Here is an 18,122-nt window from a genome sequence, read left to right on the forward strand (position 1 = left end):
CGCCACAAATATTGCTTTAATGGCTTGCCCAAATAGCGGGAAGAGTACGCTATACCTTGCAGGCGATTAACCTGATACGCTAAGGGAGATATTATGCAAAAGAAATTAAAAGTCGTAACCATTGGCGGCGGCAGCAGCTATACCCCGGAATTACTTGAAGGCTTTTTAAAACGCTATCACGAATTACCGGTCAGCGAATTATGGCTGGTGGATGTTGAGGAAGGTCAGGAGAAGCTGGATATTATTTTCGACCTGTGCAAGCGCATGGTTGAGAAAGCGGGCGTGCCTATGACCGTGCATAAATCCGTCGATCGTCGCCTGGCGCTGAAGGATGCGGATTTCGTCACTACCCAGCTGCGCGTCGGCCAACTGAAAGCGCGCGAGCTGGACGAGCGTATTCCGCTGAGCCACGGCTATCTGGGGCAGGAGACCAACGGCGCGGGCGGCCTGTTCAAAGGCCTGCGTACCATTCCGGTGATTTTCGACATCGTAAAAGATGTGCAAGAGGTCTGCCCGAACGCGTGGGTGATTAACTTCACTAACCCGGCCGGAATGGTGACCGAGGCGGTTTATCGTCATACCAGTTTCAAACGCTTTATCGGCGTCTGCAATATCCCGATCGGCATGAAGATGTTTATCCGCGACGTGCTGGAGCTGACCGACAGTGACGATCTCTCTATCGACCTGTTCGGCCTGAACCACTTGGTGTTCATTAAGGACGTCATCGTGAACGGAAAATCGCGCTTTGCCGAGCTGCTCGACGGCGTGGCTTCCGGTCGCCTGACCGCGGCCTCCGTGAAGAACATCTTTGACCTGCCGTTCAGCGAAGGGCTTATCCGCTCGCTGAATCTGCTGCCGTGCTCGTACCTGCTTTACTACTTCAAGCAGAAAGAGATGCTGGCCATCGAAATGGGCGAGTACTATAAGGGCGGCGCGCGCGCGCAGATCGTTCAGAAAGTTGAGAAGCAGCTGTTCGATTTGTATAAAGATCCGAACCTGAACGTTAAACCGAAAGCGCTGGAGCAGCGCGGCGGGGCCTATTATTCTGATGCGGCGTGTGAAGTGATCAACGCCATCTACAACGACAAGCAGGCGGAGCACTATGTCAACGTGCCGCATCACGGCCATATCGACAATATCCCGGCTGACTGGGCGGTTGAGATGACCTGCATCCTGGGACGCGATGGCGCTAAACCGCATCCACGCATCACCCACTTCGATGATAAGGTCATGGGCCTGATCCACACCATCAAAGGCTTTGAAGTGGCGGCAAGCAATGCGGCGCTGAGCGGCGAGCTCAATGACGTGCTTCTGGCACTGAACCTTAGCCCGCTGGTGCATTCCGACCGCGATGCGGAGCAGCTGGCCAGCGAGATGATCCTGGCGCATGAAAAATGGTTGCCGAACTTTGCCGCCACGATCGAGAAGCTGAAGTTCAAACATCACTGAGAGGACGCACAATGGAAAACCTGCTGATCGTTAATGCTGATGACTTTGGCCTCTCTAAAGGTCAGAACTACGGCATTATTGAAGCCTGTCGTCGGGGGGTTGTAACCTCTACCACGGCACTGGTGAATGGTGAGGCGGTTGAACACGCGGCGCAGCTGAGCCGCGAGGTGCCGGAGTTGGGCGTCGGCATGCATTTTGTGCTGACGCTCGGGATGCCGCTTTCGCCAATGCCGGGCCTGACGCGCGACGGCCTGCTGGGCAAATGGATTTGGGAGCTGGCGGAGCAGGACGCTCTGCCGCTCGAAGAGGTTGCCCGTGAGCTGGACTGCCAGTACAACCGCTTTGTTGATCTGTTTGGCAAGGCGCCGACGCATATTGACAGCCACCATCATGTGCACATGATCCCGGCGATTTTCCCGATCGTTGCGGCGTTTGCCCAACGCAAAGGCGTGGCGATGCGCGTGGATCGTGAGGTGCAGGGCGTGCCGGACTGTGCCGTGGCAACCACAGAGGGGTTCAGCAGTGCCTTTTACGGCGACGAGATCGACGAAGGGCTGTTCCTGAAGGTGCTGGAAGATTCCGCCGCCAGGGGGGAACGGTCGCTGGAAGTTATGGCGCATCCTGCTTTTGTCGATAACACAGTGCGGAAAAGCGCCTACTGCTGGCCGCGCCTCGCTGAGCTGGACGTGTTAACGTCGGCCTCGCTGAAGTATGCGATTGCCGAGCGTGGGTATCGTCTGGGGACGTTTGGGGATCTGTGAGATAAAGCCCGGCGGCGAGGTAAAAGCAAAACGGTAACCTGGGTTACCGTTTTTATTGTTTTCTCCCTCTCCCGTGGGAGAGGGGCGGGGTGAGGGCATCAGGCCGCACAACCGGGAATGGTTTTTACGCCGGTATCTGGTCAATCTTACTGCTGCGCGACCAGACGCGGTGCGCGGCGAGCAGGTCAAACAGCTTCGTCATAAAGGCATCGTCCACGTTATCGCCCTCGACAATGCCATCCTCACCCTGTTCGGCAACCTTCAGCTGCGCCTTAAACTGTCGCGCGTCGCCGGACAGCGCGATCGGTTTCAGGTGCTTATAGGCTTCCAGCAGATAATACACGGCATCACCGTTGTTCAGCAGACTGTCAATATCCCCGCACGGCACAATCACTGCATCGACGGTCAGCGATGGTGCCCCGGCAAAGGTCGCCGCCACCGGCAGCACGGAGCCGTCATCGGCGGTCACTTCCCCCATGCGGGAATAAAGCAGTTTCGCATGCACGCCCTGGGTTTTCAGCGCCTGCATGATCCCCAGCACGTCGCTGGCGCGGGTTTTATCGTTCAGCAGGATGGCGACCACGCGGCCTTTAATCGAGCCTCCAGGCACCGCATACAGGCTCAACGACGGATCTTTCTTCACGCCGTTAACCTCTTTCGGCGGAGCAAGGTTGCGCTGCTCGTCCGTTAGCGCAATGCCCAGGTTATCCGCCACGCTCTGGGCAAGCTGAATATCAATATGTGCCAGCTGATCGACCACCCGCTCGCGGATGTAGGTGCGCACCACTTTGCTCAGTTCGAAGCTAAAGCCGCCAATGATGTGCTGTTGCTCAATCGGCGTCTGGCTGTTCCAGAACAGGCGAGGGTGGGCGTAATACTCGCCGAACGAAGGGCTACGCTCGCGAATTTTGTTGCCGTCGATACGTTCCTGATAAGATTCGAATCCGCCGCGTTTCGGCCCCGGCGGGGTTTCTCGCGGCCAGTTATCGTTGATGGAGTTCGGCTCATAGTTCGCCGGGTTGGTATCAATATCCTGACGGTGCATCCCGTCGCGCTGGAAGTTATGGTACGGGCAGGTTGGGCGGTTAATCGGGATCTCGTGGAAGTTCGGCCCGCCAAGACGGCTAATCTGCGTATCGGTATACGAGAACAGACGGCCCTGTAAGAGCGGATCGTTGGTGAAATCCAGCCCCGGTACGATATGGCCCGGGTGGAACGCGGCCTGCTCGTTTTCGGCAAAGAAATTATCCGGGTTGCGGTTGAGCACCATTTTCCCCACCAGCTGTACCGGCACCAGCTCCTCAGGAATGAGTTTGGTCGGGTCAAGCAGGTCGAAATCGAACTTAAACTCGTCCTCTTCCGGTATAAGCTGCAGGCCCAGTTCGTACTCCGGGAAGTCGCCGGCTTCAATCGATTCCCACAGCTCGCGACGATGGAAGTCCGGATCGCGCCCGGTGAGCTTCTGCGCTTCATCCCACACCAGCGAGGCTTTGCCCGCTACCGGCTTCCAGTGGAAGCGCACAAACGTGGCTTTTCCTTCCGCATTGATCATGCGGAAGGTATGAATACCGAACCCTTCCATCGTGCGATAGCTGCGCGGAATGCCCCGGTCGGACATCGCCCACATCACGTTGTGTAAGGTTTCAGGCTGCAGGGAGACATAGTCCCAGAAGGTATCGTGCGCGCTTTGGCCCTGGGGTATGGCCCAGTGGGGCTCCGGTTTTACCGCATGGACAAAGTCAGGAAATTTATGCGCATCCTGAATGAAAAACACCGGGGTATTGTTGCCCACCAGATCGAAAATACCCTCTTCGGTATAAAACTTAGTGGCAAAGCCGCGGATATCACGGACCGTGTCTGCCGAACCTGCGCCGCCCTGCACGGTGGAGAAACGCACAAATACCGGGGTGATTTTATCCGGGTCGGAAAGGAAATCCGCTTTGGTGATCGCTTTCAGGCTCTTATAGGGCTGGAAGTAGCCGTGTGCAGCCGAGCCGCGCGCGTGAACGATGCGTTCAGGAATGCGCTCGTGGTCAAAATGGGTAATTTTTTCCCGCAGGATGAAATCTTCCAGCAGGGTCGGCCCGCGCGCGCCTGCGCGAAGGGAGTTTTGATCGTCAGCAATCCGCACGCCCTGATTGGTGGTGAGCGCAAAACCTTCGCTGCCTTTGCGGTGCGGCTCAAGTGATTTCAGCTTCTCGTTTTCAGTATCCGGCGATTTCATGCTTCCCGGCGCGGTTGGCTGTTCGCCAGGGGCTGAAGGGCCAGGCGAGGGGCGGTGAGAGCCGTCAGCAGGGGCGAGAGAGTCCATACCCGGTTGAGATTCTTCAGTGCCATGAATCGGTGATTGATGTGTTTTATCTTTGTTCGACATTGCACGCTTCTCCTTTATCCATTGCTAAAAACCCTATTAAGGATAGAACAATGTCGTGAAATGGCTCGCGAACTAAGAGTTTTCACATCACGCCATTAACGAAAGGAGCCATCTCACCCACTCGGAGCGCGACGTAAGGTAGCAGGATCGGCTATCATAGAATTTTCCTGCTCCAAGAATTTGCTTTAGTGAATCCGTCGCTTATGAAACCTCTTCGTCAACAAAACCGCCAGGTTATTAGCTATGTGCCACGCGTTGAGCCCGCGCCGCCTGACCATGCCCTGAAAGTGGATGGTTTTCGTGATGTCTGGCTGCTTCGCGGTAAATATGTGGCTTTTGTCCTGATGGGTGAACATTTCCGCCGGTCGCCGGCGTTTTCCGTGCCGGAGTCAGCCCAGCGATGGGCGACGCAAATCCGCCAGGATGAAGAGGTTGAAGAATAACAGCCATAAAAAAACCGCCATCAGGCGGTTTTTTTATTTCTACCGTGATTAACGGTGCGCCAGCTCGGCGTCGTCTTCACTTTCCAGAATGGCTTTGTCGGTCTGCTTCAGCCACTGGCTGGTCAGCGTACCGGCAGTCATGGAACCGCTCACGTTCAGCGCGGTACGGCCCATGTCGATCAGCGGTTCAACGGAGATCAGCAGGGCGACCAGCGTAACGGGCAGGCCCAGCGCGGGCAGCACAATCAGCGCGGCGAAGGTTGCGCCACCGCCAACACCTGCAACGCCTGCGGAGCTGATGGTAACAATCCCGACCAGCGTGGCGATCCAGACCGGATCCAGCGGGTTGATACCCACGGTCGGGGCAACCATCACTGCCAGCATCGCCGGGTAGAGCCCCGCACAGCCGTTTTGACCAATTGTGGCACCAAAGGAGGCAGAGAAGCTGGCGATGGATTCCGGCACGCCCAGACGACGGGTCTGCGCTTCAACGTTCAGCGGAATAGACGCGGCGCTGGAACGGCTGGTGAAGGCGAAGGTCAGTACCGGCCAGACTTTGCGGAAGTATTTCAGCGGGCTGACGCCGTTTACGCCGAGCAGGATACCGTGCACCACGAACATAATGCCCAGACCCAGATAAGAGGCGACAACGAAGCTGCCCAGTTTAATGATGTCCTGCAGGTTAGAGCCGGCTACCACTTTGGTCATCAGCGCCAGAACGCCGTATGGCGTCAGCTGCATGACCAGACGGACCAGCTTCATCACCCAGCTTTGCAGGGTATCAATAGCGGTCAGCACGCGTTCGCCTTTCGGCGCATCGTCTTTCAGCAGCTTAAGCGCCGCCACGCCCAGGAAAGCCGCGAAGATCACCACGCTGATAATAGAGGTTGGGCTTGCACCGGTCAGGTCAGCAAACGGGTTCTTCGGAATGAAGGAGAGCACCATCTGCGGAACCGTCAGGTCAGCCACTTTACCCACGTAGTTGGTTTGAATGGCGGTCAGACGCGCCGTTTCAGCGGTACCCTGAACCAGACCTTCGGCGGTCAGGCCAAACAGGTTGGTAACCAGCACCCCCACCAGCGCGGCAATTAGCGTGGTAAAGAGCAGCGTACCAATCGTCAGAAAGCTGATTTTACCCAGCTGGGTCGCGTTGTGCAGGCGGGCAACGGCGCTCAGAATAGAGGCGAACACCAGCGGCATAACGATCATCTGCAGCAGCTGGACGTAGCCGTTACCGACAATGTTGAACCACTGGATGGACTCTTTCAGTACCGGGCTATCGGAGCCGTAGACGGCGTGTAAGGCCAGACCAAACGCCACACCCATGACCAGGCCCACCAGCACTTTTTTCGCCAGGCTCCACTGTTTGTGGCGCGCCTGCGCGAGAAGCAATAGTAATACGACGAACACGACTATGTTCGCGATGAGTGGAAAATTCATCCCCGTTCTCCTGATTTATTATGTGGGATCGGTTTTTCCCGATCCTGTTGGCGGAAGGTTAGCAGAAGTGTGATGTGGCGCTTATATCCAAATGGAATGGTTTATGACAAATGGAATGATTTTGTTGGTTTACTGTTCAATCTGGTGATGAATAAAACGATTGAACTGAAATTGCAGCGAATTGATCATCTGGGAAGACCAGCGCACTGCACTGTTTTCGGGCAAGGTTTGCGGCATCCAGACGGCGTACGCGAACAGCGCCATGCACAGCACGCGTTCAAGCTGGTTCCCTTTCTGCGGCGCAAGGATCGGAAAACGAAAACGCCAGCGGCAGGGCCACAGCAGCGGCACGCCTGCAGGCGTCAGCATATCGGCGAGGATATGGCTTAAATAACCCAGCACCATCCCCTGGATGGCATCGCCCGGCACTATCCATCTTTCTGGGACTTTTAAATAGAAAAGCGTTAGCAGGCCAAACACGGCCAGCAGACTGTGGGTAAACCCGCGGTGGCCGAACGCGCGGGCGATGGGCTTAGACACCCACTTCAGCCGCTGCCCGAGGAAGGATTTCGGGTGGTCAATATCGGGCAGCAGGCAGGTTAATACGGCGGAAGGGACAATATGCCACCAGTCTCCCTGTGCAAGCACGGGAGTGAGCTCTGCGTTTTTGGCAAATACTGCGCACGCAATTGAAAAAAGCAGGTGGCCTTCCGCCGTCATGATAAAACCCACGAAACTGTCAATTTATACAGTATAGGGTTTTCATACAGTGGGCGAAAGAGGTGACGGTGTAACTGTTTGTCACAAACGCCCGTCAGCGCGCCAGCCACCCGCCGTCGACGGCTAAGGTGTGGCCATTTACGTAATCCGAGGCGGAAGAGGCCAAAAAGACGACCGGTCCCTGAAGGTCGTCCGGTGTTCCCCAGCGACCCGCCGGAATGCGCGCAAGGATCTCGGCATTGCGTTGTTCGTCCGCGCGCAGCTGCTGCGTGTTGTTCGTCGCCATGTAGCCCGGCGCGATGGCATTCACGTTGATGCCATGTACCGCCCACTCATTCGCCAGCAGGCGCGTTATCCCCAGTACGCCGCTTTTCGAGGCGGTATACGACGGTACGCGAATGCCGCCCTGGAACGAGAGCATAGAGGCGATATTGATAATTTTGCCGCCCTGGCCCTGGGCGATAAATTGTTTGGCGGCCGCCTGCGAGAGGAAAAAGAGCGATTTGAGATTCAGATTCATCACGTCATCCCAGTCCTTTTCACTGAACGCCAGAGCGTCCTCCCGGCGAATCGTCCCGGCATTGTTCACCAGAATATCGACCCGCCCCATCTCCGCCACGGCGGTATCCACGACGTGCTGAAGGCTTTCCTGCTGGCTCAGATCGGCCCGAATAGCCAAAAAACGTCTTCCCAGGGCGGTGACGGAGCTGGCCGTTTTCTCTGGATCTTTGCGATTTACCCCAACGATATCGCAGCCTGCCTGCGCCAGCGCAATGGCCATGCCTTGTCCCAGCCCGGTATCGCACCCGGTGATGAGGGCCACTTTGTCTGAAAGAGTAAAGGTGTCCAGTATCATACGCGCCTCAGAAGCTGGTTATCGTCGTTCTGACGTTAAAGATAGGAGGCAGGAATGAGAAAAGCAAATAAAATGAAACGGTGTTTTGTTTTTCAGGCAGCATGATGCTGCCTGAAGGGGGGGGCGTTACTCGCCGCGCAGGTGTTGCACCGTCAGTTCAGCCAGCGAATTGAGTTTTACGTCGGCAAGAGCAAACCGGGGATCGTGGCGGTTTTCTTCAGCAGGTACCACAATGGAGCGCATACGCGCGGCTTTGGAGGCCACCATGCCGTTAACGGAATCTTCCAGCGCGACGCAGGTAAGCGGATCAAGACCCAGCTTCGCGGCGCAGTCCATATAGACCTGCGGATGCGGCTTGCTGTAGGGCAATTTTTCCGCAGACGCCAGGGCGTCAAAACTGTCGCGCAGCTCAAACATGATCAGCACTTTTTCCAGCATATGCAGCGGTGAAGCAGAAGCCAGGCCAACCTTCAGCCCCTGAGACTTGCACAGCGCGACAGCGTCACGTACGCCGGGCAAGAGCGGCTTGGTCTCCTCCACCAGCGCGATGGCGCGGCTGATAATGCGTGCGGTGACTTCGTCGCGATCGGGTCCAACCCACGGCTGTTGGGCGTACCAGAGGTCAACGACCATATCAATACGCAGGCCCAGCGTGTCGGGAAGTTCATTACGGCGGCTGATATCAACGCCCAGGCTGGCCATCACGTCCAGCTCGGCGCGATCCCACAACGGCTCGGAATCAATCAGTAATCCATCCATGTCAAAAATAGCGGCAAGTATCTGGCGCGGTGTCGACATCACAACGTCTCCTTATCCAGGGTGTTCGACAGACGATAAGTGCTAAGCACAGTCTGCAATTTAGCATATTGCTTTCAAAGAGCGGGCGAAATTGATGTCCAGCAGGTAGACTTAGGCACACATAACGCGTCTTTATGAAGAGGAACTGATGACGTATCAACAAGCTGGACGCATTGCTGTCTTAAAACGTATTGCAGGCTGGGTGATTTTTATTCCCGCCGTCATTTCTACGCTGATCTCCGTGCTGAAGTTTATGTACGATCACAGCGAAAAACAGCCGGGCATTAATGCGGTAATGCTTGATTTTGCACATGTCATGATTGAGATGGTGCGGTTTAACACCCCGTTCCTGAACGTCTTCTGGTTCAACTCGCCAACGCCGGACTTTCACCAGCAGCTGAATATTGGTTTCTGGATTATCTATGCACTGATTTTTATTGCGATGGCGCTACAGGCATCAGGTGCACGAATGAGCCGCCAGACTCGTTTTTTACGCGAAGGGGTGGAAGATCAGCTTATCCTCGAGAAGGCGAAAGGCCCTGAAGGAATGAGCCGGGAGCAGATTGAATCCCGCATTGTGGTACCTCGTCACACCATTTTCCTGCAAATTTTCCCGCTCTATATCCTGCCGGTTATTATCATCGTGGCGGGATACTTCTTCTTCTCACTGCTCGGTTTTCTATAACAGATAAGGGTGGCGGCAAGGCCACCCGTTTTGTCTTTATACCGCAAGCACGCGTTCAAGCGCACGCTGGGCGTTGACCAGATGTTGCCCGCCAAAAAGAATGGCTCGGTTCATCAGCGTATAGAGCTGGTACACGGGCTGGCGCTCAAGGAAGTCCGGCGGCAGGGGGGAGACAGACTGATAGCCATCGTATATTTGCGGCGGCTGTTCGGGATGCAGGGGCAACATGGCCAGATCGCACTCTCTGTCGCCCCAGTAGCAGGCCGGGTCAAAGATATACGGGCCGTTGGGGCCCAGCGCGCAGTTATCGGACCATAGATCGCCGTGCAGCAGAGAAGCCTGAGGCTGGTGGGAGGCCAGGCGCTGTTGCACATGCTCGACGATGGCATCAATGTTGCCAAATTCCAGCCCTTTTTCAGCGGCCAGCTCAAGCTGCCATCCGATGCGCTGCTCGGCAAAGAATGTTGCCCAGCGGCGCTGCCAGGCATTGGGCTGCGGCGTGGTGGAAAGGTCGTTGTCAAAGTCGAGGCCAAACTGGGGCTGGTCGCTCCACTGGTGCAGACGCGCTAACTGTTGCCCGAGAATAAAGGCATTATGGGCATCCAACGGACGGGCAGGGAGATAGTCCATCACCAGAAAGCTGTAGTCCCGGTCGCTACCCACGGCCAGTACCTCAGGTACCGTCACCGTTTTACTGCGGGACAACAGTTCAAGCTGATCGGCTTCAGCGGTAAAGATCGGGAGCAGCTCTCGCTCGTCGCATTTAACGAACAGATCGCGTCCTGCGTAGCGTAAATGCCACGCGGCGTGAATTTCACCGCCCGGCAGCTCGTTACGCAGTTCAATTTCACCTTCACCCAATTGCTCATGTAAAAGATGACTGATAGCCTGCCACATGTTGACTCTCCCATGTTGTCTGCCAGATCATAAAGTTAGCGCATAATTGCCGTAAAAAAATACGAACTAACGCACACCTGAGCGGTTTAATTTCATGCAGGGCACTTATTGTTCTTTTTTCTGCCAGCGCTCCCACGTTTCCACGGTAATGTCGGCAGGCTTGTCGGTCACACTTTCCACCAGACTGGCGGCCAGCGCATGCACCTCCTCTTCACTCAGGGCTGCGATCAGGCCAAACGCCAGGGTGCCTAAATCATGAATATGACCTTCGTCATCCGTCAGCGTGAGCAGGAAGTTCGCCCGTGTAAAGGCGTTGTTGAGCTCATTAAGCTCGGTCAGCGATGCTTCATGAAGGCTGATGGTCACGACGTAGCGAGTGATATCACCACTGCTCATAATTCACCTCGTTGTTATCCTGAAAGTTTTTTTAGCATAGTCGATACGCCATATTTGGCGACTTCGACGTGTATCCCCCTCCGTCAGGAAGGGGAATAGCGGTCAGCTTCGTGACAGGTAATCGACGATTTTCTGCGTATCGGCAAGCGAACACAGGCGCGTTCCCTGATTGATGGTGGCGGCACTCCCCGCTGCGACGCCATAACGGGTCATCTCCAGAAGTGACGCGCCCTGTGCCAGCTTCAGCGCCATCGCGCCCACCATACTGTCACCTGCGCCGACGGTGCTCTGGCTCTTCATTGGGGGCGGCACAACCTGCACAAATCCCGTCTTGTCGACGGCCAGCGCACCCTGAGGACCGAGAGAGACGACAACGCGGTGCGCTTTGCCGCTGCGAACCAGCTCTTCTGCGGCAGTACGCACGTCATCCGGCTGGCTAAGTTCGCGATTAACAAGCGCACTGAGCTCTTTCTGGTTAGGCTTAACGAGCTCAAGCTGTCCGGGTTCCAATGCTGCCTGCAGGGCTTCGCCTGAGCTGTCGACAATGCAGCGGATGCCGCGCTGAAGTACGGCCCCAACCAGCGCTGTCAGCTTTTCTGTTCTGACGCCCGGCGGCAGGCTACCGCTGATGACCAGCAGCGAGCCGCTTTCAATAGTCAACACCTTCTCTTCCAGTTGACGAAACTCATCATCGCTCAGCCTGGCGCCCGGCATAACGAAGCGATACTGTTCACCGCTGGACTCAACGTGGACATGCAGGTTCTGCCGGGTCCAGTCTTTGGCGTCGACGGTATCCACGGCAACCTGTTCATCGGCCAGCAAGGTAACAAGATGCTCCCCCGTGGCGCCACCGGCCGGGAATATGGCCGTTGCTTTACCGCCGAGGTGAGTAATCGCGCGCGCCACGTTAATCCCGCCGCCGCCCGGCTCAAATACGGGTGCGCTACAGCGTAGTTTACCTTCCGGGTAAATTTGCGGCGTTATGGTCGCGGAGTCGAGGGAAGGGGAGAGCGTCAGCGTATAAATTGAAGCCATCATAACCTCCTTTTAGCATGGGTTCTTTTAAGCCTGGCACCGATCGACAGGAAGGCAATGTAAATAACAGTATGATTTTAAAAATGAATGCTGACATAAATGCGATGAGGGATATATAAAATAAAACGCGTTTTGAGATCGTTCTTATTCAAAAAATGAAATAAGAAAATATTGCTATGTTATTTGCGCCTTTTTATAATTTGTTACCTTTCTCTGGACGCCTTGTCATTGATCCTCAAGAAAGTTTCCGAGACCGTGGTGGTCTCTTTTTTTGTTGTACGGACTCCTTAAATAAAATGAAGCTTTTGAAGACAGTACCCGCAGCACTGATGCTGGCGGGTGGCGTTTTTGCATCACTGAATGCAGCCGCCGATGACACCGTTTTTACTGTCATGGACGATCCCTCCACTGCCAAAAAACCGTTTGAAGGTAACCTTAACGCCGGGTATCTCGCGCAATCGGGTAATACGAAAAGCTCTTCTCTGACGGCGGACAGCACCCTGACCTGGTACGGCAATACCACTGCATGGTCGCTGTGGGGAAATGCCAGCAACACGTCCGCTAACGATGAACGCTCATCCGAGAAATACGCGGTAGGTGGACGTAGCCGTTACAACATGACCGACTATGACTACATCTTTGGTCAGGCTAGTTGGTTAACCGACCGCTTCAACGGTTATCGCCAGCGCGATGTGTTCACCGCCGGTTATGGTCGTCAGTTCCTGAATGGACCGGTACACAGCCTCCGTTTCGAATTCGGTCCTGGTGTCCGCTATGACGAGTACACCAATGGCGAAAATGAAACCCAGCCGCTGGGTTATGCTTCCGGCACGTATGCCTGGCAGATGACCGACAACACCAAATTTACGCAGGGTGTTTCTGTGTTTGGTGCCGAGGATACGACGCTGAACTCCGAAAGTGCTTTGAACGTGGCTATCAATGAACACTTCGGTTTGAAATTGGCCTACAACGTGACCTGGAACTCTTCGCCGCCAGAAACGGCACCGGATCATACCGATCGCAGAACCACGATTTCGCTGGGCTATAAAATGTAATCTTAGCGGGCCGATGATGGTGTCGGCCCGTTTTCATTGTTATGGTTAACCCGCACCAATAAATTCTCTTCTACGCGCAACGGCATTTATTTTATTTGGACTGCTAAAGTTGTATTTAGCCCCAAATCATTGCCGCCCACCGAAATAACAGCATTGCGCCGCAGATGGCAACCAGCACCAGCACCATTTTCCAGTGTTTTACGGCAAATCGTTTTGTTGGCATAACCTAATCCTTGTTCGTTGATACGCATAGTCTATCAAACGGGGCTAAAAGATGCGCCTTCCCGGGAGCGATCGGGTTATGCCAACGAGGGTTCGGCTCAGAACCAGTGGAATCGTTCGGCGAGGATCAACAATAAACCTGTTGCGGAAAGGACGTTCAAAATCACAACCGTTCTACTGGATACATTCATGGTATGCACCTGTTGATTTAAAGGCATGTTCAAGAGTAGCCCAGCATGTCTGAAATGCGAGCGCCGGAGAGATGCAGCCTGCAAATTCACGCGAAATGCCAGCCTATCAATCTGGCTGCAGAGGGTGCAATCTCCTTGCTGATAGTGTTAACATTACGTCGCTTGCCGTAAATCCGCATTAATCTGAATTCGGCAGGTGCATGATGACGAACCAATTTGACGATTGTTGGTCAGATGGTGTCGTAATCTATTGTCAAATCACGATTATTTTCTTTGTATATGCTCTTATGTGTGGGGCATCACTGCAAATAAGGATATAAAATGCCTGTAATTACTCTTCCTGATGGCAGCCAACGCCATTTCGACCACGCTGTTAGCCCTATGGATGTTGCCCTGGACATCGGTCCTGGCCTCGCGAAAGCGACCATCGCCGGCCGTGTGAACGGTGAGCTGGTTGATGCGTCCGATCTGATTGAAAACGATGCGACGCTTGCAATCATCACCGCGAAAGACGAAGAAGGTCTTGAGATCATTCGTCACTCCTGCGCGCACCTGTTGGGTCATGCTATCAAGCAGCTGTGGCCAAACACCAAAATGGCGATCGGTCCGGTTATCGACAACGGCTTCTACTATGACGTTGATCTTGACCACACCCTGACCCAGGAAGATATCGACGCGCTCGAAAAACGTATGCACGAGCTCGCCGAAACCAACTATGACGTCATCAAGAAGAAAGTCAGCTGGCACGAAGCGCGTGAAACCTTCGTCAAGCGTGGCGAGAGCTACAAAGTCTCTATTCTCGATGAAAACATCGCTCATGATGACAAGCCTGGCTTGTACCATCACGAAGAATACGTCGACATGTGCCGTGGACCGCACGTGCCGAACATGCGCTTCTGTCATCATTTCAAGCTGATGAAGATCGCCGGCGCCTACTGGCGTGGCGACAGCAACAACAAGATGTTGCAGCGTATCTATGGTACCGCGTGGGCTGATAAGAAAGCCCTGAACGCGTACCTGCAGCGCCTGGAAGAGGCCGCGAAGCGTGACCACCGTAAAATCGGTAAGCAGCTCGACCTGTACCATATGCAGGAAGAAGCGCCGGGCATGGTGTTCTGGCACAACGATGGCTGGACTATCTTCCGTGAACTGGAAACGTTCGTACGCTCCAAGCTGAAAGAGTATCAGTATCAGGAAGTGAAAGGCCCGTTCATGATGGACCGTGTGCTGTGGGAAAAAACCGGCCACTGGGACAACTACAAAGATGCGATGTTCACCACCTCGTCTGAGAACCGTGAATACTGCATCAAGCCAATGAACTGCCCGGGTCACGTACAGATCTTCAACCAGGGTCTGAAATCCTACCGCGACCTGCCGCTGCGTATGGCGGAGTTCGGTAGCTGCCACCGTAACGAGCCATCAGGCGCGCTGCACGGTCTGATGCGCGTTCGTGGCTTTACTCAGGATGATGCGCATATCTTCTGTACTGAAGATCAGGTCCGTGATGAAGTTAACGCCTGTATTCGTATGGTCTACGATATGTACAGCACCTTTGGCTTCGAGAAGATCGTGGTCAAACTCTCAACGCGTCCGGAAAAACGTATCGGTAGCGATGAGACCTGGGATCGCGCAGAAGCGGATCTCGCCGTAGCGCTGGAAGAGAACGGCATTCCGTTCGAATACCAGCTGGGCGAGGGCGCGTTCTACGGTCCGAAAATTGAATTTACCCTGTATGACTGCCTCGATCGCGCATGGCAGTGCGGAACGGTACAGCTGGACTTCTCCCTGCCGCAGCGTTTAAGCGCCTCTTATGTTGGCGAAGACAACGAGCGTCAGGTGCCGGTCATGATTCACCGTGCCATTCTCGGTTCTCTGGAGCGCTTCATTGGCATCCTGACCGAAGAGTTCGCGGGCTTCTTCCCAACCTGGCTTGCGCCAGTGCAGGTCGTGGTGATGAACATTACCGATTCTCAGGCAGATTACGTTAAAGAATTGACGCAGAAACTACAAAATGCGGGCATTCGCGTAAAAGCAGACTTGAGAAATGAGAAGATTGGCTTTAAAATCCGCGAGCACACTTTACGTCGTGTCCCGTATATGTTGGTCTGTGGTGATAAAGAGGTGGAAGCAGGCAAAGTTGCCGTTCGCACCCGCCGTGGTAAAGACCTGGGCAGCCTGGACGTAAGTGAAGTGATTGAGAAGCTGCAACAAGAGATTCGCAGCCGCAGTCTTCAACAACTGGAGGAATAAGGTATTAAAGGCGGAAAACGAGTTCAAACGGCACGTCCGAATCGTATCAATGGCGAGATTCGCGCCCAGGAAGTTCGCTTAACAGGTCTGGAAGGCGAGCAGCTGGGGATTGTGAGTCTGAGAGAAGCGATCGAAAAGGCTGAAGAAGCTGGAGTAGATTTAGTTGAAATCAGCCCTAACGCCGAACCGCCAGTTTGTCGTATCATGGACTACGGCAAGTTCCTTTATGAAAAGAGTAAGTCTTCTAAGGAACAGAAGAAGAAGCAAAAAGTTATCCAGGTTAAGGAAATCAAATTCCGTCCTGGTACCGACGATGGCGATTATCAGGTAAAACTCCGCAGCCTGATTCGCTTTCTGGAAGATGGCGATAAGGCCAAGATCACGCTGCGTTTCCGCGGTCGTGAGATGGCCCACCAACAGATTGGTATGGAAGTGCTTAACCGCGTCCGTGACGATCTGAGTGAACTGGCAGTAGTCGAATCCTTCCCTACGAAGATCGAAGGCCGCCAGATGATCATGGTGCTCGCTCCTAAGAAGAAACAGTAAGGCCTTCAAGCAGCAAAATCTGTGGAGCCTTCGGGTTTCATAGGTTTTGTTCGCCTATGTTTCGTTTATTTAACAATGCGAAGTGGAAGTTATTAAGATGCCAAAAATTAAGACCGTACGCGGTGCTGCTAAGCGCTTCAAAAAAACCGGTGGTGGTGGATTTAAGCGTAAGCACGCAAACCTGCGTCATATTCTGACCAAAAAATCTACTAAGCGTAAACGTCACCTGCGTCCAAAAGGCCTTGTTTCTAAAGGCGATCTGGGTCTGGTTATCGCGTGCCTGCCGTACGCATAAGCCGTTAACGTTTAATTTTTTACTAAGAATATAGATACAGGAGAGCACATATGGCTCGCGTAAAACGTGGTGTAATTGCACGTGCACGTCACAAGAAAATTTTGAAACAAGCTAAAGGCTACTACGGTGCGCGTTCACGCGTATACCGCGTTGCCTTCCAGGCTGTTATCAAAGCAGGTCAGTACGCTTACCGTGACCGTCGTCAGCGTAAGCGTCAGTTCCGTCAACTGTGGATTGCGCGTATCAACGCAGCAGCACGTCAGAACGGTATTTCTTACAGCAAATTCATCAACGGCCTGAAAAAAGCCTCTGTTGAAATCGACCGTAAGATCCTGGCTGACATCGCAGTATTCGACAAAGTAGCGTTCACCGCTCTGGTCGAAAAAGCGAAAGCAGCACTGGCATAAGCCAGTTGAGAGAGGGGGCTTTGCTCCCTCTTTTCATTTAACACCATCAGAAGATTGACATTTATCCGTCCAGGCTTTTCAATAAGGTCTTAACGGTTTTTACCACACAAGGTAACGCAAGCATGAATGCTGCTATTTTCCGCTTCTTCTTTTACTTTAGCACCTGATCTCAGGAGGCTAGCGCGTGAAAGATGAAACGAAAAACAGCGCCAGATAAGCCTCCCGATGGAGGCTTTTTTTGTGCCTGAATTTGAGAGAATAACTCCACCAAATCGGTGTCTGCACCGACATAATGAGGAAAATCATGTCACATCTCGCAGAGCTGGTTGCCAGTGCAACAGCCGCCATTAATCAGGCCTCAGATGTTGCCGCGTTAGACAATGTCCGCGTCGAATATCTTGGGAAGAAAGGGCACCTGACCCTTCAAATGACAACCCTGCGTGAACTGCCGCCTGAAGAACGCCCGGCAGCGGGTGCGGTGATTAACGAAGCCAAAGAGCAGGTCCAGCAGGCGCTGAACGCACGCAAGGCCGAGCTGGAAAGCGCGGTGCTGAACGCACGTCTGGCGGCAGAAACCATTGACGTTTCTCTGCCGGGCCGTCGTATCGAAAACGGCGGTCTGCACCCGGTCACCCGCACCATCGATCGCATTGAAAGTTTCTTCGGTGAGCTCGGCTTTACCGTGGCGACTGGCCCGGAAATCGAAGATGATTACCACAACTTCGACGCCCTGAACATTCCAGGCCATCATCCGGCACGCGCTGACCACGACACTTTCTGGTTTGACGCTACGCGTCTGCTGCGTACCCAGACTTCAGGCGTTCAGATCCGCACCATGAAGGAGCAGGAACCGCCAATCCGCATCATCGCGCCGGGTCGCGTCTATCGTAACGACTACGATCAGACCCACACCCCAATGTTCCACCAGATGGAAGGCCTGATTGTTGATAAAAATATCAGCTTCACCAACCTGAAGGGCACGCTGCACGATTTCCTGAACAACTTCTTTGAGGAAGATCTGCAGGTTCGTTTCCGTCCTTCCTACTTCCCGTTCACTGAGCCGTCTGCGGAAGTTGACGTGATGGGCAAAAACGGCAAATGGCTGGAAGTGCTGGGCTGCGGCATGGTGCATCCAAACGTGCTGCGCAACGTGGGTATCGATCCGGAAGTTTACTCCGGCTTTGCGTTCGGTATGGGCATGGAGCGTCTGACCATGCTGCGCTACGGCGTCACCGACCTACGTGCATTCTTCGAAAACGATCTGCGTTTCCTCAAACAGTTTAAATAAGGGCAGGACAGAAC

General features: G+C 54.2%; 21 protein-coding genes and 1 other annotated feature. Of the genes, 11 read left to right on the forward strand and 10 right to left on the reverse strand.

All coding sequences use genetic code 11. From position 1 onward, the window contains the following. Positions 1-93 precede the first annotated feature (93 nt). Positions 94-1,449 (forward strand): 6-phospho-beta-glucosidase, encoded by a 1,356-nt coding sequence (locus tag AB8818_RS00400; protein ID WP_163328926.1) that lies wholly within the window; start codon positions 94-96, stop codon positions 1,447-1,449. An 11-nt stretch (positions 1,450-1,460) separates the two neighbouring features. Beyond that, positions 1,461-2,210, forward strand: a complete 750-nt coding sequence (gene chbG, locus AB8818_RS00405) for a chitin disaccharide deacetylase (RefSeq protein WP_163328928.1) — start codon at positions 1,461-1,463, stop codon at positions 2,208-2,210. A 124-nt stretch (positions 2,211-2,334) separates the two neighbouring features. Here the strand turns inward: chbG and katE are convergent, their stop codons facing one another. Continuing rightward, positions 2,335-4,584, reverse strand: coding sequence for a catalase HPII (gene katE / locus AB8818_RS00410; RefSeq protein WP_192981618.1), 2,250 nt, complete (start codon positions 4,582-4,584; stop codon positions 2,335-2,337). Between the two features lie 167 nt (positions 4,585-4,751). On the opposite strand from katE, the gene cedA reads away from it, so the two are divergent. Beyond that, complete coding sequence (gene cedA, locus AB8818_RS00415) at positions 4,752-5,027, forward strand: cell division activator CedA (protein ID WP_223239595.1); 276 nt, start codon at positions 4,752-4,754, stop codon at positions 5,025-5,027. 48 nt (positions 5,028-5,075) lie between these two features. On the opposite strand, the gene tcyP is transcribed toward cedA, so the two are convergent. From tcyP to hxpB, 4 genes are all read right to left on the reverse strand, one after another. Next, complete coding sequence (gene tcyP / locus AB8818_RS00420; RefSeq protein ID WP_041910456.1) at positions 5,076-6,467, reverse strand: cystine/sulfocysteine:cation symporter; 1,392 nt, start codon at positions 6,465-6,467, stop codon at positions 5,076-5,078. Between the two features lie 129 nt (positions 6,468-6,596). Continuing rightward, entirely contained in the window at positions 6,597-7,187 is a 591-nt protein-coding gene (locus AB8818_RS00425) for a metal-dependent hydrolase (protein WP_192981616.1), read from the reverse strand. 94 nt (positions 7,188-7,281) lie between these two features. Beyond that, on the reverse strand, positions 7,282-8,043 hold the full coding sequence (gene kduD, locus AB8818_RS00430; RefSeq protein WP_192981614.1) for a 2-dehydro-3-deoxy-D-gluconate 5-dehydrogenase KduD: 762 nt from the start codon (positions 8,041-8,043) through the stop codon (positions 7,282-7,284). Positions 8,044-8,169: 126 nt separating this feature from the next. After that, the gene (gene hxpB, locus AB8818_RS00435) at positions 8,170-8,841 is read right to left on the reverse strand and encodes a hexitol phosphatase HxpB (protein WP_166710831.1); all 672 of its coding nucleotides are present in this window, start codon (positions 8,839-8,841) and stop codon (positions 8,170-8,172) included. A gap of 148 nt (positions 8,842-8,989) precedes the next feature. Between hxpB and AB8818_RS00440 the strand changes: the two genes are divergently transcribed. Then, the gene (locus tag AB8818_RS00440; protein WP_049000725.1) at positions 8,990-9,526 is read left to right on the forward strand and encodes a YniB family protein; all 537 of its coding nucleotides are present in this window, start codon (positions 8,990-8,992) and stop codon (positions 9,524-9,526) included. 36 nt (positions 9,527-9,562) lie between these two features. On the opposite strand, the gene AB8818_RS00445 is transcribed toward AB8818_RS00440, so the two are convergent. From AB8818_RS00445 to pfkB, 3 genes are all read right to left on the reverse strand, one after another. Next, positions 9,563-10,423 carry a fructosamine kinase family protein gene (locus AB8818_RS00445; protein ID WP_116340514.1) on the reverse strand — a complete coding sequence of 287 codons (861 nt, stop codon included), beginning with the start codon at positions 10,421-10,423 and terminating at the stop codon, positions 9,563-9,565. Between the two features lie 105 nt (positions 10,424-10,528). Continuing rightward, complete coding sequence (gene ghoS, locus AB8818_RS00450) at positions 10,529-10,819, reverse strand: type V toxin-antitoxin system endoribonuclease antitoxin GhoS (protein ID WP_028012811.1); 291 nt, start codon at positions 10,817-10,819, stop codon at positions 10,529-10,531. 102 nt (positions 10,820-10,921) lie between these two features. Beyond that, positions 10,922-11,854 carry a 6-phosphofructokinase II gene (gene pfkB / locus AB8818_RS00455; protein ID WP_166712686.1) on the reverse strand — a complete coding sequence of 311 codons (933 nt, stop codon included), beginning with the start codon at positions 11,852-11,854 and terminating at the stop codon, positions 10,922-10,924. Between the two features lie 296 nt (positions 11,855-12,150). Between pfkB and AB8818_RS00460 the strand changes: the two genes are divergently transcribed. Beyond that, positions 12,151-12,909 carry a YdiY family protein gene (locus AB8818_RS00460; RefSeq protein WP_028012813.1) on the forward strand — a complete coding sequence of 253 codons (759 nt, stop codon included), beginning with the start codon at positions 12,151-12,153 and terminating at the stop codon, positions 12,907-12,909. 115 nt (positions 12,910-13,024) lie between these two features. Here the strand turns inward: AB8818_RS00460 and yniD are convergent, their stop codons facing one another. Beyond that, entirely contained in the window at positions 13,025-13,132 is a 108-nt protein-coding gene (yniD, locus tag AB8818_RS00465; RefSeq protein ID WP_088205299.1) for a small membrane protein YniD, read from the reverse strand. 97 nt (positions 13,133-13,229) lie between these two features. After that, entirely contained in the window at positions 13,230-13,349 is a 120-nt protein-coding gene (yncL, locus tag AB8818_RS00470; protein WP_332908628.1) for a stress response membrane protein YncL, read from the reverse strand. 294 nt (positions 13,350-13,643) lie between these two features. Here yncL and thrS point away from each other — a divergent pair, with 294 nt between their 5' ends. From thrS to pheS, 6 genes are all read left to right on the forward strand, one after another. Continuing rightward, positions 13,644-15,572: a threonine--tRNA ligase gene (gene thrS, locus AB8818_RS00475; protein ID WP_028012814.1), complete on the forward strand. Its 1,929-nt coding sequence runs from the start codon at positions 13,644-13,646 to the stop codon at positions 15,570-15,572. A gap of 3 nt (positions 15,573-15,575) precedes the next feature. Beyond that, a complete protein-coding gene (gene infC, locus AB8818_RS00480; protein ID WP_023616141.1) occupies positions 15,576-16,118 on the forward strand; it encodes a translation initiation factor IF-3 in 543 nt (180 codons plus the stop codon). Positions 16,119-16,215: 97 nt separating this feature from the next. Further along, positions 16,216-16,413, forward strand: coding sequence for a 50S ribosomal protein L35 (rpmI, locus tag AB8818_RS00485; RefSeq protein ID WP_003030583.1), 198 nt, complete (start codon positions 16,216-16,218; stop codon positions 16,411-16,413). 50 nt (positions 16,414-16,463) lie between these two features. Then, positions 16,464-16,820, forward strand: a complete 357-nt coding sequence (rplT, locus tag AB8818_RS00490) for a 50S ribosomal protein L20 (RefSeq protein ID WP_000124850.1) — start codon at positions 16,464-16,466, stop codon at positions 16,818-16,820. A 117-nt stretch (positions 16,821-16,937) separates the two neighbouring features. Beyond that, positions 16,938-17,062: a sequence feature (Phe leader region), on the forward strand. Continuing rightward, positions 16,943-16,987, forward strand: coding sequence for a pheST operon leader peptide PheM (pheM, locus tag AB8818_RS00495; protein WP_001386830.1), 45 nt, complete (start codon positions 16,943-16,945; stop codon positions 16,985-16,987). (Overlaps the previous feature by 45 nt.) Positions 17,063-17,124: 62 nt before the next feature. Continuing rightward, positions 17,125-18,108, forward strand: coding sequence for a phenylalanine--tRNA ligase subunit alpha (gene pheS, locus AB8818_RS00500; protein ID WP_020884406.1), 984 nt, complete (start codon positions 17,125-17,127; stop codon positions 18,106-18,108). Positions 18,109-18,122: the final 14 nt, after the last annotated feature.

The sequence above is a fragment of the Enterobacter sp. KB-280D8 genome (assembly GCF_041399405.1).
GTDB classification, from domain to species: Bacteria; Pseudomonadota; Gammaproteobacteria; order Enterobacterales; family Enterobacteriaceae; genus Enterobacter; species Enterobacter cloacae_N.

Bases quoted from the DNA above. Each gene is read 5' to 3' on its own strand.
- AB8818_RS00400 (WP_163328926.1), top strand. From the start codon at position 94: ATGCAAAAGAAATTAAAAGTCGTAACCATTGGCGGCGGCAGCAGCTAT.
- chbG (WP_163328928.1), top strand. From the start codon at position 1,461: ATGGAAAACCTGCTGATCGTTAATGCTGATGACTTTGGCCTCTCTAAA.
- katE (WP_192981618.1), bottom strand. From the start codon at position 4,584: ATGTCGAACAAAGATAAAACACATCAATCACCGATTCATGGCACTGAA.
- tcyP (WP_041910456.1), bottom strand. From the start codon at position 6,467: ATGAATTTTCCACTCATCGCGAACATAGTCGTGTTCGTCGTATTACTA.
- AB8818_RS00425 (WP_192981616.1), bottom strand. From the start codon at position 7,187: ATGACGGCGGAAGGCCACCTGCTTTTTTCAATTGCGTGCGCAGTATTT.
- kduD (WP_192981614.1), bottom strand. From the start codon at position 8,043: ATGATACTGGACACCTTTACTCTTTCAGACAAAGTGGCCCTCATCACC.
- hxpB (WP_166710831.1), bottom strand. From the start codon at position 8,841: ATGTCGACACCGCGCCAGATACTTGCCGCTATTTTTGACATGGATGGA.
- AB8818_RS00440 (WP_049000725.1), top strand. From the start codon at position 8,990: ATGACGTATCAACAAGCTGGACGCATTGCTGTCTTAAAACGTATTGCA.
- AB8818_RS00445 (WP_116340514.1), bottom strand. From the start codon at position 10,423: ATGTGGCAGGCTATCAGTCATCTTTTACATGAGCAATTGGGTGAAGGT.
- ghoS (WP_028012811.1), bottom strand. From the start codon at position 10,819: ATGAGCAGTGGTGATATCACTCGCTACGTCGTGACCATCAGCCTTCAT.
- pfkB (WP_166712686.1), bottom strand. From the start codon at position 11,854: ATGGCTTCAATTTATACGCTGACGCTCTCCCCTTCCCTCGACTCCGCG.
- AB8818_RS00460 (WP_028012813.1), top strand. From the start codon at position 12,151: ATGAAGCTTTTGAAGACAGTACCCGCAGCACTGATGCTGGCGGGTGGC.
- yniD (WP_088205299.1), bottom strand. From the start codon at position 13,132: ATGCCAACAAAACGATTTGCCGTAAAACACTGGAAAATGGTGCTGGTG.
- yncL (WP_332908628.1), bottom strand. From the start codon at position 13,349: ATGCCTTTAAATCAACAGGTGCATACCATGAATGTATCCAGTAGAACG.
- thrS (WP_028012814.1), top strand. From the start codon at position 13,644: ATGCCTGTAATTACTCTTCCTGATGGCAGCCAACGCCATTTCGACCAC.
- rpmI (WP_003030583.1), top strand. From the start codon at position 16,216: ATGCCAAAAATTAAGACCGTACGCGGTGCTGCTAAGCGCTTCAAAAAA.
- rplT (WP_000124850.1), top strand. From the start codon at position 16,464: ATGGCTCGCGTAAAACGTGGTGTAATTGCACGTGCACGTCACAAGAAA.
- pheS (WP_020884406.1), top strand. From the start codon at position 17,125: ATGTCACATCTCGCAGAGCTGGTTGCCAGTGCAACAGCCGCCATTAAT.